The organism is Mycobacterium sp. NGS64, assembly GCF_059812245.1.
This window is the reverse complement of the sequence record NZ_JCALCI010000002.1, coordinates 389,012-402,767: the sequence shown is the minus strand read 5'-3', so window position 1 is coordinate 402,767 and position 13,756 is coordinate 389,012. Positions and strand designations below refer to the sequence as shown.

The following is a 13,756-nucleotide window of genomic DNA, read 5'->3' as shown; positions in this document are numbered from 1 at the left end:
ATGGAGTGCGGCGGATTCGTTGAAATGTGTAATTTTTCTTTGGTTTTTGTGTTTTGTAAGTGCTTAAGGGCGCATGGTGGATGCCTTGGCATCGAGAGCCGATGAAGGACGTGGGAGGCTGCGATATGCCTCGGGGAGCTGTCAACCGAGCGTTGATCCGAGGATTTCCGAATGGGGAAACCCAGCACGAGTGATGTCGTGTTACCCGCATCTGAATATATAGGGTGCGGGAGGGAACGCGGGGAAGTGAAACATCTCAGTACCCGTAGGAGAAGAAAACAATTGTGATTCCGTTAGTAGTGGCGAGCGAACGCGGAACATGGCTAAACCGCACGCATGTGTAACCGGGTAGGGGTTGTGTGTGCGGGGTTGTGGGATTGATACACCTCAGCTCTACCTGGCTGGGAGGTAGTCAGAAAGTGTCGTAGTTAGCGGAAGTGGCCTGGGATGGTCCGCCATAGACGGTGAGAGCCCGGTACGCGAAAACTCGGCACCTACCTTGTATCAACTCCCGAGTAGCAGCGGGCCCGTGGAATCTGCTGTGAATCTGCCGGGACCACCCGGTAAGCCTAAATACTTCTCGATGACCGATAGCGGATTAGTACCGTGAGGGAATGGTGAAAAGTACCCCGGGAGGGGAGTGAAAGAGTACCTGAAACCGTGTGCCTACAATCCGTCAGAGCCTCCTCGTGGGGTGATGGCGTGCCTTTTGAAGAATGAGCCTGCGAGTCAGGGACACGTCGCGAGGTTAACCCGTGTGGGGTAGCCGCAGCGAAAGCGAGTCTGAATAGGGCGCATCCCCTTTGGGGTGTAGTGGCGTGTTCTGGACCCGAAGCGGAGTGATCTACCCATGGCCAGGGTGAAGCGCGGGTAAGACCGCGTGGAGGCCCGAACCCACTTAGGTTGAAGACTGAGGGGATGAGTTGTGGGTAGGGGTGAAAGGCCAATCAAACTCCGTGATAGCTGGTTCTCCCCGAAATGCATTTAGGTGCAGCGTTGCGTGTTTCACCACGGAGGTAGAGCTACTGGATGGCCGATGGGCCCTACTAGGTTACTGACGTCAGCCAAACTCCGAATGCCGTGGTGTATAGCGTGGCAGTGAGACGGCGGGGGATAAGCTCCGTACGTCGAAAGGGAAACAGCCCAGATCGCCGGCTAAGGCCCCAAAGCGTGTGCTAAGTGGGAAAGGATGTGCAGTCGCAGAGACAACCAGGAGGTTGGCTTAGAAGCAGCCACCCTTGAAAGAGTGCGTAATAGCTCACTGGTCAAGTGATTGTGCGCCGATAATGTAGCGGGGCTCAAGCACACCGCCGAAGCCGCGACAACCGCAAGGTTGGGTAGGGGAGCGTCCCCCATTCAGCGAAGCCGCCGGGTGACCGGTGGTGGAGGGTGGGGGAGTGAGAATGCAGGCATGAGTAGCGATAAGGCAAGTGAGAACCTTGCCCGCCGTAAGACCAAGGGTTCCTGGGCCAGGCCAGTCCGCCCAGGGTGAGTCGGGACCTAAGGCGAGGCCGACAGGCGTAGTCGATGGACAACGGGTTGATATTCCCGTACCCGTGTGTGGGCGCCCGTGATGAATCAATTCTGCTAACCACCCAAAAGGTGGTCTATCAATCCCTTCGGGGTGCGAAGATCACCGGCTGCGTGGGACCCGGATTGGTAGTAGTCAAGCAATGGGGTGACGCAGGAAGGTAGCCGTACCAGTCAGTGGTAATACTGGGGCAAACCTGTAGGGAGAGCGATAGGCAAATCCGTCGCTCATATTCCTGAGAGGTGATGCATAGCCGATTGAGGCGAATTCGGTGATCCTCTGCTGCCAAGAAAAGCCTCTAGCGAGCACACACACGGCCCGTACCCCAAACCGACACAGGTGGTCAGGTAGAGCATACCGAGGCGTACGAGATAACTATGGTTAAGGAACTCGGCAAAATGCCCCCGTAACTTCGGGAGAAGGGGGGCCGGAACACCGTGAACAGCCTTGCGCTGGGAGCGGGATCCGGTCGCAGAAACCAGCGAGAAGCGACTGTTTACTAAAAACACAGGTCCGTGCGAAGTCGCAAGACGATGTATACGGACTGACGCCTGCCCGGTGCTGGAAGGTTAAGAGGACCCGTTAACCCGCAAGGGTGAAGCGGAGAATTTAAGCCCCAGTAAACGGCGGTGGTAACTATAACCATCCTAAGGTAGCGAAATTCCTTGTCGGGTAAGTTCCGACCTGCACGAATGGCGTAACGACTTCTCGACTGTCTCAACCATAGACTCGGCGAAATTGCACTACGAGTAAAGATGCTCGTTACGCGCGGCAGGACGAAAAGACCCCGGGACCTTCACTACAACTTGGTATTGGTGTTCGGTACGGTTTGTGTAGGATAGGTGGGAGACTGTGAAACCCCAACGCCAGTTGGGGCGGAGTCGTTGTTGAAATACCACTCTGATCGTATTGGACACCTAACGTCGAACCCTTATCGGGTTCACGGACAGTGCCTGGCGGGTAGTTTAACTGGGGCGGTTGCCTCCTAAAATGTAACGGAGGCGCCCAAAGGTTCCCTCAACCTGGACGGCAATCAGGTGTTGAGTGTAAATGCACAAGGGAGCTTGACTGCGAGACCTACACGTCAAGCAGGGACGAAAGTCGGGATTAGTGATCCGGCACCCCCGAGTGGAAGGGGTGTCGCTCAACGGATAAAAGGTACCCCGGGGATAACAGGCTGATCTTCCCCAAGAGTCCATATCGACGGGATGGTTTGGCACCTCGATGTCGGCTCGTCGCATCCTGGGGCTGGAGCAGGTCCCAAGGGTTGGGCTGTTCGCCCATTAAAGCGGCACGCGAGCTGGGTTTAGAACGTCGTGAGACAGTTCGGTCTCTATCCGCCGCGCGCGTCAGAAACTTGAGGAAACCTGTCCCTAGTACGAGAGGACCGGGACGGACGAACCTCTAGTGCACCAGTTGTCCCACCAGGGGCACCGCTGGATAGCTACGTTCGGACAGGATAACCGCTGAAAGCATCTAAGCGGGAAACCTTCTCCAAGATCAGGTTTCTCACCCTTTTAGAGGGATAAGGCCCCCCGCAGAACACGGGTTCGATAGGCCAGACCTAGAAGCTCAGCAATGGGTGTAGGGAACTGGCACTAACCGGCCGAAAACTTACCAAACACAAACTCGCAACCACATTCCAGCGCCTGACAGAAATGTCGTGGCGCACCACACCCCCCACCAATACATTTAAATAGAGTTACGGCGGCCACAGCGACAGGGAAACGCCCGGTCCCATCCCGAACCCGGAAGCTAAGCCTGTCAGCGCCAATGATACTGCCCACTCGGGTGGAAAAGTAGGACACCGCCGAACATATACAAAAACACCCCCGGCAACGGGGGTGTTTTTGCATTCGCTATTAATCGAATAGCGTCAAATTCTCGCTGCGCTTTTCCAATTCGAGAAGGGTGCGCTTTCGGTCGAGCCCGCCACCGAACCCGGTCAGGCTTCCATTGGCGCCGATCACCCGGTGACAAGGGACGACGATGGCGATCGGATTGTGGCCGTTGGCCCAGCCGACGGCCCGCGCGGATCCCGGGGCCCCGATCTGGTCGGCGATCTCCCCATACGAACGGGTCTCGCCATACGGGATCGTCAAGAGCGCATTCCATACCCGCCGCTGGAATTCGGTGCCACCCAGCTCGAGCTCGATGTCGAACTCGGTGCGCTCGCCGGCGAAGTACGCGATCAGTTGTTCGACGGCATCGTCGAAGGCCCGCGGGTCCGGCGACCAGTCGGCGCGGTCGGGTTCGTACGTCTGGTCGACCATTCGCAGATTCGTCAGAACCGACCCGTGCCCGGCCAGGGTCAGGAATCCGATCGGGCTGTCGATGGTGCGGTAGCGGATCATGCGACCTCCTCTGAAGACGTAGGTGGCCAATGGTTTACCGGATGCTCGAGGGTGGTCCAGAGGTGCTGGGTGGCGTAGGAGCGCCAGGGTCGCCAACGCGCGCTGCGCTCGGCGAGCCTTCGCTGATCCGCGGGTAACCCGAGTTCCTCTGCGGCCAAGCGGAGTCCGAGGTCGCTGGCGGGAAAGGCGTCCGGGTCGCCCAGGGCGCGCATCGCGATCACCTCCGCGGTCCAGGGACCGACGCCCGGCAGCGCCAGCAGCTGGGCGCGGGCGCTGTTCCAGTCGCTGCCCGCGTCCAGGACGATGCTTCCGTCGGCGAGCCCCGCGACCAGCGCGGTGAGCGTTCGTTGCCGGGCCGCGGGGACCGCCAGGTGGATCGGATCGATCTCCGCCAGCTGTTCGACGGACGGGAAGGTGTGGGTCAGTGCGCCCGCGGGGTCCTTGATAGGGGTCCCGTAGGCCGCGACCAGCCTGCCCGCATGCGTTCTCGCGGCCTTGGTCGACACCTGTTGGCCGAGCACGGCGCGCACGGCGAGCTCGGCCTCGTCGACGGTGCGCGGAATCCGTTGCCCCGGGGCCTTTTTCACCACCGGTGCCAGCTCGGGGTCGGCCGCCAGCGCGTCCACCACGGCTTCGGGGTCGGCGTCGAGGTCCAGCAACCGCCGGCAGCGGGCGATCGCGGTGGTGAGGTCGCGGAAGTCGTCGAGCGTCAGTTGGCAGCGCACGTGGTCGACGGCCGGCGTCAGCGTCACGACGGCGCCGCCCCGGGGCAGCCGGAGGCTGCGCCGGTATGCGCCGTCGCGGACCTCCTCACAGCCGGGCACCATGCCGGCCGCGAGGTGACCGAATACGCCCTCGTACGCGAACGGCGTGCGCACCGGTAGCCGGAGGCACAGCGCCCCAGGCGAATTGGTGTCCGACGTCGACCGCGCCGCGGCGCGTTTGCGCAACACCGTCGGTGTGACCTCGAACACCAGACGCACGGTGTCGTTGAACTGGCGGATACTGGAAAACCCGGCGGCGAAGGCGACATCGCCGAACGGTAGGTCCGTGGTCTCGATGAGCACCCGGGCGGTCTGCGCCCGTTGTGCGCGGGCCAGCGCCAGTGGCCCGGCGCCGACCTCGGCCTGCAGGAGGCGCTCCAGCTGACGGGTCGTGTAACCGAGGCGGCCCGCGAGTCCGCCCACGCCTTCCCGGTCCACCGTGCCGTCCGCGATCAGCCGCATGGTGCGCGCGACAACGTCGCCGCGCATGTTCCATTCGGGTGATCCGGGCGACGCGTCGGGACGGCATCGCTTGCAGGCGCGGAATCCGGCTTTCTGCGCTGCCGCCGCGGTCGGATAGAACCGCACGTTGCGGGCGAAGGGTGGCCGCACCGGGCAGCTGGGCCGGCAATAGATCCGCGTCGTCAACACCGCGGTGACGAACCAGCCGTCGAAGCGGGCGTCCTTGGACTGGACGGCCCGGTAGCAGCGCTCGAAATCTTCGTGCACGGTTCCACAGTTACACCCGCCCACCGACAAAACTGGCGGAAAAGCGACATGATCGTGGGCGGGCGGCCGGTCGCTGGGTTGCTGCTTTCACAGGGTCGCGGCGGACGCGATGAAGTCGCGCGCCGGGCGGGACAGCGGGCGACCGGAATTCCAGATCATCCCGACGTCGCGGTAGGCGTCGGCGTCGGCCAATGGCAGCACACTCATCCCGGGCGCGTGCTCGGTGCCGTCGATGGGCACCAGGCTGATGCCCAGTCCCGCGGCGACCAGCCCCGCGGTTGTGGTGAGGTTGGCCGATTGCAGGACGATCCGCGGCTGGAATTGCGCTGCGGCGCATAGCTCGTCGAGCAGCCGCCGCATGCCGAACCCGGGATGCATGGCCACGAAAGGTTCGTCGGCCAGGTCGGTCATGCACACCACCGCGGCGGCCGTGAGCCGGTGCCCGCGCGGGACGGCGACGCCGAGCCGCTGACGAAACAGACTGCGCCAGGCAAACTCCGGTCCTCGCGGCCGCGGCGAAACCACCCCGACGTCCACCGACCCGGATTGCACCAGCTCCCCGATGGATTCGGCCGCACCTTCCTCGAGCGTGAATGCCACGCGCGGTGATGCCGCGGTGAACGCCGCGATCAAGCGCGGCACCACCGTCGACCCGAACGAACTCAAGAACCCCAGCCGGATCTCACTGACCGCCGGATTCGTCAGGTCCTCGATCGCCCGTCGGGCCGAATCGAGCTCAACCTGTGCCCGGCGCGCGTGTTCGTAAAAGATGCGGCCGTAGGTATTAAGCGCGAGGCGCCTGCCGCGGCGCTCGAACAGCGCGACGCCCAGCCGGCGTTCCAGGCGCGCCAACATCCGGGTGAGTGTCGGCTGCGCGATATGGAGCTGTTCCGCCGCGGAGGTGACGTGCTGCAGCTCCGCGAGTGTGACGAACCACTCGTAGTCGCCCTCAACCAACACTGTCACCTCTACTTATGCGATAAATGCATCATAACTCAGCAAACAATTCATTTCCTTTCCCCGGGCTCCGGCGCGGAGCATCGTTGTCATGCCTCGCGCGACCTCGCGTCCTACCGCCCACCGAGTCGGAAGTAGCGGATACCGGCGGGTGACCGCGGCGCTCTACGGCGCCGGCCTGGCCAGTTTCGCCGCGATGTACTGCACCCAGGCCCTGCTGCCGGCCCTCTCGACCTATTACCGGATCAGCCCCGCCACCGCCGCGTTGACGGTCGCGTTGACGACGGGAGTGCTGGCGCTGTCGATCATCCCCGCGAGCGTGCTTTCCGAGCGCTACGGGCGCATCCCCGTGATGCTGACGTCGGGGGTCGCCTCGAGCGTGATCGGGTTGCTGTTGCCGTTCAGCCCCTCGCTCGGCGTGCTGCTCGCGGGGCGCGCACTGCACGGCGTCGCGCTCGCCGGGATACCGGCGGTCGCAATGGCTTTCCTCGCCGAGGAGGTGCACGCGTCGTCGCTCGGTTCGGCGATGGGACGGTACATCGCCGGGACCACAGTCGGTGGGCTGACCGGGCGGATCGTCCCTTCGCTGGTCGTCGATGTCAGCAATTGGCGGGTCGCGCTGTTGGTGTGCTCGCTGACGACGCTGGCCGGCACGGCGGTCTTCGCCGTCCTGGTGCCCCGGTCGCAGTTCTTCACCCCGAAGGCCGCAAACGCGCGCGCCACTGCGCGCAACCTCGCCGCCCATCTGCGAAACCCCGTGTTGCTGAAGCTTTTCGCGTTGGGATTCACGCTCATGGGTGGCTTCGTCACGGTGTACAACTACCTTGGTTACCGGTTGACCGCCCCGCCGTTCGGACTGGCGCCGTCGCTCGTCGGGCTATTGTTCGTGCTGTATTTGGCCGGCACCTGGACGTCGGTGATGGCGGGTCGGCTGGCCGACCGCCACGGACGCGCGCTGGTGCTGGGCGGCGCCCTGCCGATCACGGTGGCCGGCCTGGCGCTGACCGTGCCGCACTCAGTCCTCGCGGTGGTCGTCGGGCTCGGCGTGTTCACCGGCGGATTCTTCGCCGCGCACACCGTGGCCAGCGGGTGGGTGGGCGCGGCAGCACGCCGGGATCGCGCCGAGGCGTCGGCGCTCTACCTGTTCAGCTACTACCTGGGCGGGTCGGTCGCCGGCGCTTTCGGCGGGCTGGTCTACGGCGCCGGCGGCTGGCCGGCCACGGTCTGGTTCGTGGGCGCCCTCATCCTCGGCGGCGTGGCGCTCGCGGTGCTGTTGGTGAGGGAAACGGGCTTCCGCTCAGGCGCCGAACAACTGGCCGATCTTCGAAAAGAGTTGCCAGACCCCATAAGTGAAGGGGACGGCGACCCACACCCAGGCCAGCGCGATGAGGGCGGGACCGATACGACGGTCGGGGATCGGCTTTGTCATGCGTGTGCCTCCGGCTGAAGATCCGAAATGGTCTCGGGCGCCGCGGCGTCGCCGGGCGGGGCGGGCACGTGATGCTTGGCGGCCACCGGCCTGATCAGCTCGTTGCAGACCAGCCCGACGACCAGGAGCGCGATCATCACGCTGAACGACACGATGTAGAGGTCGGGTCCGTGTTTCCCGGCCGCCTTCTGCGAGTCGGCGATGGCGTTCACAATCAGCGGGCCCAGCACGCCCGCGACCGACCAGGCCGTCAGCAGCCTGCCGTGGATGGCGCCGACCTCGTGGGTGCCGAACAGGTCACGCAGGTACGCGGGAACGGTCGAAAACCCCGCGCCGTAGAACGACAGGATCAGCACGGTGCACAGCAGGAAGGTCAGCTTGCTGGAATTGGTCGTCAGGGCCAACGTGAGATAGAGGAGGGCACCGCCGCCGAGGTATAGCCGATACATGTTCTTGCGGCCCAGCGCATCCGACAACGACGACCAGCCGATCCGGCCGAGCATGTTGGCCAGCGACAGCAGCGCGACGAACCCGGCGGCCGCGGAGGCCAACGCCGCCGCGCGGGGCGCCCTGGGGAAGAAGTCCTGGTAAATCGGCGAGGCCTTCTCCAGGATGCCGATGCCGGCGGTCACGTTGAAACAGAGCACCACCCACAACAGCCAGAACTGCGGCGTCTTGATCGCATTGGCCGCCGACACACCGGCCGTCGTGATCAGCGATCCGGCCTTCTGCGGCTTGGGTTTCCAGCCCTCTGGCGTCCAATCCGGCGCCGGCACCCGGATCAGCAGGCACCCCATCGCCATGAACACCGCATAGGTACAGCCCATCACCAGGAAGGTCCTGGCCACGCCGGTCGTGCTGTTGCGGCCAAACGCGTCGAGCAGGCTGTTCGTCCACGGGGACGCGATCAGGGCTCCACCGCCAAAGCCCATGATCGCCAAGCCGGTCGCCATGCCGGGCCGATCGGGAAACCACTTGATGAGCGTCGACACCGGCGAGATGTAGCCGATACCGAGGCCGACCCCTCCGACGACCCCGTATCCCACCACGACGAGCCAGTATTGGTGAACCGAAACTCCGCATCCGGCGATCAGCAACCCGCTGCAAAAGCACACAGTGGCAACCACCATGGCCCAGCGCGGTCCGTAGTGGTCCACCCGCGTGCCGAACGCCGCGGCCGAAAGGCCCAGCATCACAATGGCGACGGTGAACGGCATCGCGCTCGCGGTTCCGGAGACGTGCAGCGATTTCTCCAGCGGGATCTTGAAGACGCTCCAGGCGTAGGCCGAGCCGATGGCCAGATGGATGGACAGCGCGGCGGGCGGCACCAGCCAGCGGTTCCATCGGGGCCCGGCAACGATTCTCGAACGATCAAGCAACGCAACGGTTGTCAAGGTGCACCCTTCTGACGCGGGCACGGAGCTCCGTCCCGTCGTCACTATTGGCGCGGTCTCACGCGGCGGTCAAGGCGCGATTTCTATTGTCCGATAACGCATTTCTATCGAGGCTGCTGACGGGCGTTGACCACAGGCGTTGTCACCCGAATTTACTGCGCGTCGGCGAGGAAGGCCAGCCGGGTCGGACGCTCGTGCCCCCGAAGGGTCACCGTCTCGCCCAAAGACCAACGCGCTCTTTCCTCTTCGCTCGCGCCCTCGAGCGCGTCGGCCGTCGCGAGCAATCCGCCGGGACGGGACTTGGCCACTTCGCACAGCCGTGCGGCCTCGTTGACCGGTTCGCCGATCACGGTGTATTCGAACCGTTCCTTGGCGCCCACGTTGCCGGCGACGACCTGGCCCGCCGCCACGCCGATGCCCGCCTTGAGCTCGCACATGTCGTGGGCGAGCCGTTTCGCGATGCACCGCGCCGCGCCGAGTGCCTCGTCCTCGGGTGAGTCAAGATGATTCGGCGCTCCGAAAATGGCAAGCGAGGCATCGCCTTCGAACTTGTTGACCAGGCCGCGATGGCGGTCCACTTCGTCGACGACGATCGCGAAAAATCGGTTGAGCACTTCGACAACTTCGGTCGGGGGCTGCGTAGTGACCAGTTGGGTGGAGCCGACGATGTCGATGAAGACGACGGCGACGTGTCGTTCTTCGCCGCCCAGTTTCGGTCGCTCGCGTTCGGCGGCCAGGGCAACCTCGCGACCGACGTGCCGGCCGAAAAGGTCGCGCACGCGTTCGCGTTCGCGCAGGCCGTCGACCATCGCGTTGAACCCGCGCTGCAGCTCGCCGAGCTCGGTCCCGTCGAAGACCACCAGGTTGCCGCGCAGGTTGCCCTGCTCGACGCGGCGCAGCGCCGCGCGCACCACCCGCACCGGGGTCGCCGTCAGCCAGGCCAGAATCCACATCAGGGCGCACCCGAAGATGAGCGTGGCGACCGAAATGATCAGCACGCCGACCGCGAACTCGGTCTCGGTCAGGTTGCGCAGCAGGATCTGGAAAATTGCCAGCAGGCCGATGCCGATGACGGGCACGCCGGAACCGAGGAACCAGACCACCATCGTCCGGCCCATGATGCCTGCCGAAAACCGCCGTGGCGGCGGCCCGGCCTCGAGTGCCTGGGCGGCAATCGGGCGAAGCGCGAACTCTGCGAGCAGGTAACTGGCGGTGGCCACCAGGACGCCGCAGAAGCTGACGACGAGGAGGAACCGCGGGATGAACAAAGTGTTGACCTGGCCGTAGAGCGTCGTGTACACCGCCGTCCCGATGCTCCACAGGACGAGGTCGTACATGGCGAGTCGCCACGGGGCCAGGAAGGTGTTGCGCTCGTCCTCGGCGGTGGGCGCGCGCTCCGCGATCGCCCACCGCAACGAGAGCACGGTCCGGCGGGTGATCCAATACGTGCCCACCGCCAGGGCGACGGCGATGTAGGCCGGGGAGACACCGAACGTGAGCCAGGCCGGCGCGTCGTGAAAGATGCTCGGCTGGGGAATGGCGACTATCACCAACAGCAGTGCCACGCCGATGCCGATCAGGTTCGCCCCCAGAACCAGCACCGTCATGATGACCTGGATGCGGATGCGGCGTCGCCGTTGGCTTTCCGCCACCCGCCCGAGGATCAACGAGCCATATGCAGGGGTATCCGGCAGGCGGCCGCTCTGGCGGGTGATCCTCTCGAGCACCCGGCCGATACGTTGGGCCACGCTCATTTTGGCCGACATCGTGGCGCCAGCCTAATTTGTCGCTCACGCTCTAAGGTGAGTCGGGTGCGCCTTGTCATTGCCCAGTGCACCGTCGACTACGTCGGCCGGCTCACCGCACACCTGCCGTCGGCGCGACGGTTGCTGCTGTTCAAGGCCGACGGCTCGGTGAGCGTGCACGCCGACGACCGCGCCTACAAGCCGCTGAACTGGATGAGCCCGCCCTGCTGGTTGACCGAGGAGCTCGGCGGTCAGGCGCCGGTGTGGGTGGTCGAGAACAAGGCCGGCGAGCAGCTGCGCATCACGGTGGAGGACATCGAGCACGACTCGAGCCACGACCTGGGCGTCGACCCCGGATTGGTCAAGGACGGCGTCGAGGCCCACCTGCAGGCGTTGCTCGCCGAGCATGTGCAACTGCTTGGGGAGGGTTACACGCTGGTCCGCCGCGAGTACATGACCGCAATCGGCCCCGTCGATCTGCTGTGCCGCGACGAACGGGGCGGCTCGGTCGCGGTGGAGATCAAGCGGCGCGGCGAGATCGACGGCGTGGAACAGCTCACCCGCTACCTCGAGTTGCTCAACCGCGACAGCGTTCTGGCGCCGGTCAAAGGCGTCTTCGCCGCTCAGCAGATCAAACCGCAGGCGCGCACCCTCGCGACCGATCGCGGAATCCGTTGCATCACACTGGATTACGACAAGATGCGCGGCATGGATAGCGACGAGTACCGGCTGTTCTGATGTCTCCGCGCCGCAAGCCGCCACGTGCCCAACGGGCGATCCCGCCACCGGTGCTGAGCCGCGTGGAAATCGGCCCGGACGGTCACGAGTACGAAGTGCGGCCGATCGCGGCGCCCCGCGCGCTCAAGACCTACCGGTGTCCAGGTTGTGACCACGAAATACGTTCCGGCACAGCGCATGTGGTGGTGTGGCCGGCTGAGTCACCCGCAGCGGTCGAGGATCGTCGGCACTGGCACACGCCGTGCTGGACCAACCGCGCTACCCGCGGCCCGACCCGAAAATGGTCTTGAAGCTCTGGCATGGATCGACGAATGTGCGGCTGGCCGCACATTCGACACGGGCCAGGCTTTAAGAGGCCGGCTCCACCAGCTCGATCAGGACACCGCCGGCGTCCTTGGGGTGGATGAAGTTGATCCGCGAGTTTGCTGTGCCACGCCGCGCCGCGTCGTAGACCAGGCGGACGCCCTGCTCGCGCAGCTGCTCGCAAATGGTGTCCAGATCGCTGACCCGAACGGCCATCTGTTGGATGCCCGGGCCGCGCTTCTCCATGAACTTCGCGACCGTCGACGAGTCGTCGAGCGGGGCCATCAACTGGAGTTGCGCGCTGGTCCCGGGGACGGCCAGCATCGCCTCGCGGATTCCCTGGTCATCGTTGACTTCCTCGTGCACCAGGATCATGCCGAGGTGGTCGTGGTACCAGGTGATTGCGGCGTCGAGGTCGGCGACCGCAATGCCGACGTGATCCAGGCCGGTCACCAAGGAGGTTGCCAGGAGGTGACGCGCATCAACTTGGTCGGTCGTCATCACACCACGGTAACGTGGCAGCAAAGATTCCGCTTCTCCAGGTAGCGGAAACGGTCGTTGGTGCAGGCTCAGGAGGAACTCGTGACGACGTCGGTGATAGTTGCTGGGGCGCGGACGCCCATCGGCAAGTTGATGGGTTCGCTGAAGGATTTCTCGGCCAGCGACCTGGGCGCCATCGCGATCGCGGGGGCGCTGGAAAAGGCTAAGTTGCCGGCGAGCGCGGTCGAATACGTGATCATGGGCCAGGTGCTGACGGCCGGGGCCGGACAGATGCCGGCCCGGCAGGCGGCGGTCGCAGCGGGCATCGGCTGGGACGTTCCGGCGCTGACGATCAACAAGATGTGCCTGTCCGGCATCGACGCCATCGCGCTGGCCGACCAGCTCATTCGCGCCGGCGAGTTCGACGTCGTGGTGGCCGGCGGCCAGGAGTCGATGACGAAGGCGCCGCATTTGCTGATGGACAGCCGGGCGGGCTACAAGTACGGCGACGTCACGGTCCTGGACCACATGGCCTACGACGGGCTGCACGACGTGTTCACCGACCAGCCGATGGGCGCGCTCACCGAGCAGCGCAACGACCTCGACAAGTTCACCCGTGCCGAGCAGGACGAGTACGCCGCGCGGTCGCACCAAAAGGCAGCCGCCGCCTGGAAGGACGGCGTCTTCACCGACGAAGTGGTGCCGGTCAATATCCCGCAGCGCAAGGGTGATCCGTTGCAGTTCGCCGAGGACGAGGGCATCCGCGCCAACACCACCGCGGAGTCCCTGGCCGGCCTTAAGCCCGCCTTCCGCAAAGATGGCACCATCACGGCCGGTTCCGCGTCGCAGATTTCCGACGGCGCGGCCGCGGTAGTGGTGATGAACAAGGCGAAAGCGCAGGAGCTGGGGCTGTCGTGGTTGGCCGAGATCGGCGCGCACGGCGTCGTGGCCGGACCGGACTCGACGCTGCAGTCCCAGCCCGCCAACGCGATCAAGAAAGCGCTCGGCCGCGAGGGGATTTCGGTCGACCAGCTCGACGTCGTCGAGATCAACGAGGCGTTCGCTGCGGTGGCCCTTGCCTCGACCCGTGAGCTGGGCGTCGATCCCGAGCTCGTCAACGTCAATGGCGGTGCGATCGCGGTCGGGCACCCGATCGGCATGTCGGGCGCCAGGATCACGCTGCATGTGGCCCTGGAGTTGGCTCGCCGGGGTTCCGGATACGGCGTCGCGGCCCTCTGCGGGGCAGGCGGCCAGGGTGACGCGCTGATCCTTCGGGCGGGCTGACCGCTTCCGAACTGGCCGGTAACTTTGCTGCGTGCAGGCGCGTCGAAT

10 protein-coding genes, 2 rRNA genes and 1 pseudogene are annotated in these 13,756 nt (G+C 64.8%); 6 read left to right on the top strand and 7 right to left on the bottom strand.

Translation table 11 applies throughout. From position 1 onward, the window contains the following. The first annotated feature begins 53 nt into the window (after positions 1-53). A 23S ribosomal RNA gene (locus tag AC5Y4S_RS10250) occupies positions 54-3,153 on the top strand. Positions 3,154-3,234: 81 nt separating this feature from the next. Continuing rightward, a 5S ribosomal RNA gene (gene rrf / locus AC5Y4S_RS10245) occupies positions 3,235-3,347 on the top strand. Positions 3,348-3,393: 46 nt separating this feature from the next. On the opposite strand, the gene AC5Y4S_RS10240 is transcribed toward rrf, so the two are convergent. The 3 genes from AC5Y4S_RS10240 to AC5Y4S_RS10230 all read right to left on the bottom strand — a co-directional run bounded on the left by AC5Y4S_RS10240 (position 3,394) and on the right by AC5Y4S_RS10230 (position 6,335). Further along, entirely contained in the window at positions 3,394-3,885 is a 492-nt protein-coding gene (locus tag AC5Y4S_RS10240; RefSeq protein WP_500032485.1) for a methylated-DNA--[protein]-cysteine S-methyltransferase, read from the bottom strand. Further along, complete coding sequence (locus AC5Y4S_RS10235; protein WP_500032484.1) at positions 3,882-5,378, bottom strand: AlkA N-terminal domain-containing protein; 1,497 nt, start codon at positions 5,376-5,378, stop codon at positions 3,882-3,884. The genes AC5Y4S_RS10240 and AC5Y4S_RS10235 overlap by 4 nt, the downstream gene beginning before the upstream one ends. An 87-nt stretch (positions 5,379-5,465) precedes the next feature. Then, positions 5,466-6,335: a LysR family transcriptional regulator gene (locus AC5Y4S_RS10230; protein WP_500033284.1), complete on the bottom strand. Its 870-nt coding sequence runs from the start codon at positions 6,333-6,335 to the stop codon at positions 5,466-5,468. A gap of 91 nt (positions 6,336-6,426) precedes the next feature. Here AC5Y4S_RS10230 and AC5Y4S_RS10225 point away from each other — a divergent pair. Next, positions 6,427-7,629: pseudogene (locus tag AC5Y4S_RS10225) on the top strand (MFS transporter); the annotation flags it as partial. Between the two features lie 3 nt (positions 7,630-7,632). Here AC5Y4S_RS10225 and AC5Y4S_RS10220 read toward each other — a convergent pair. The 3 genes from AC5Y4S_RS10220 to AC5Y4S_RS10210 all read right to left on the bottom strand — a co-directional run bounded on the left by AC5Y4S_RS10220 (position 7,633) and on the right by AC5Y4S_RS10210 (position 10,924). Then, positions 7,633-7,764, bottom strand: a complete 132-nt coding sequence (locus AC5Y4S_RS10220) for an MFS transporter small subunit (RefSeq protein WP_500033283.1) — start codon at positions 7,762-7,764, stop codon at positions 7,633-7,635. Beyond that, on the bottom strand, positions 7,761-9,158 hold the full coding sequence (locus AC5Y4S_RS10215; RefSeq protein ID WP_500032483.1) for an L-lactate MFS transporter: 1,398 nt from the start codon (positions 9,156-9,158) through the stop codon (positions 7,761-7,763). Before AC5Y4S_RS10215 ends, AC5Y4S_RS10220 begins: the two co-directional genes overlap by 4 nt. 152 nt (positions 9,159-9,310) lie before the next feature. After that, the gene (locus AC5Y4S_RS10210) at positions 9,311-10,924 is read right to left on the bottom strand and encodes an adenylate/guanylate cyclase domain-containing protein (RefSeq protein ID WP_500032482.1); all 1,614 of its coding nucleotides are present in this window, start codon (positions 10,922-10,924) and stop codon (positions 9,311-9,313) included. Between the two features lie 45 nt (positions 10,925-10,969). Here AC5Y4S_RS10210 and nucS point away from each other — a divergent pair, with 45 nt between their 5' ends. Both nucS and AC5Y4S_RS10200 read left to right on the top strand, forming a co-directional pair. Beyond that, a complete protein-coding gene (gene nucS / locus AC5Y4S_RS10205; protein ID WP_500032481.1) occupies positions 10,970-11,641 on the top strand; it encodes an endonuclease NucS in 672 nt (223 codons plus the stop codon). Next, on the top strand, positions 11,641-11,931 hold the full coding sequence (locus AC5Y4S_RS10200; protein ID WP_500032480.1) for an Rv1322 family protein: 291 nt from the start codon (positions 11,641-11,643) through the stop codon (positions 11,929-11,931). Before nucS ends, AC5Y4S_RS10200 begins: the two co-directional genes overlap by 1 nt. A gap of 58 nt (positions 11,932-11,989) precedes the next feature. On the opposite strand, the gene mce is transcribed toward AC5Y4S_RS10200, so the two are convergent. Then, positions 11,990-12,448 carry a methylmalonyl-CoA epimerase gene (gene mce / locus AC5Y4S_RS10195; RefSeq protein ID WP_500032479.1) on the bottom strand — a complete coding sequence of 153 codons (459 nt, stop codon included), beginning with the start codon at positions 12,446-12,448 and terminating at the stop codon, positions 11,990-11,992. A gap of 78 nt (positions 12,449-12,526) precedes the next feature. Between mce and AC5Y4S_RS10190 the strand changes: the two genes are divergently transcribed. Next, positions 12,527-13,708 carry an acetyl-CoA C-acetyltransferase gene (locus tag AC5Y4S_RS10190; RefSeq protein ID WP_500032478.1) on the top strand — a complete coding sequence of 394 codons (1,182 nt, stop codon included), beginning with the start codon at positions 12,527-12,529 and terminating at the stop codon, positions 13,706-13,708. Positions 13,709-13,756 lie beyond the last annotated feature (48 nt).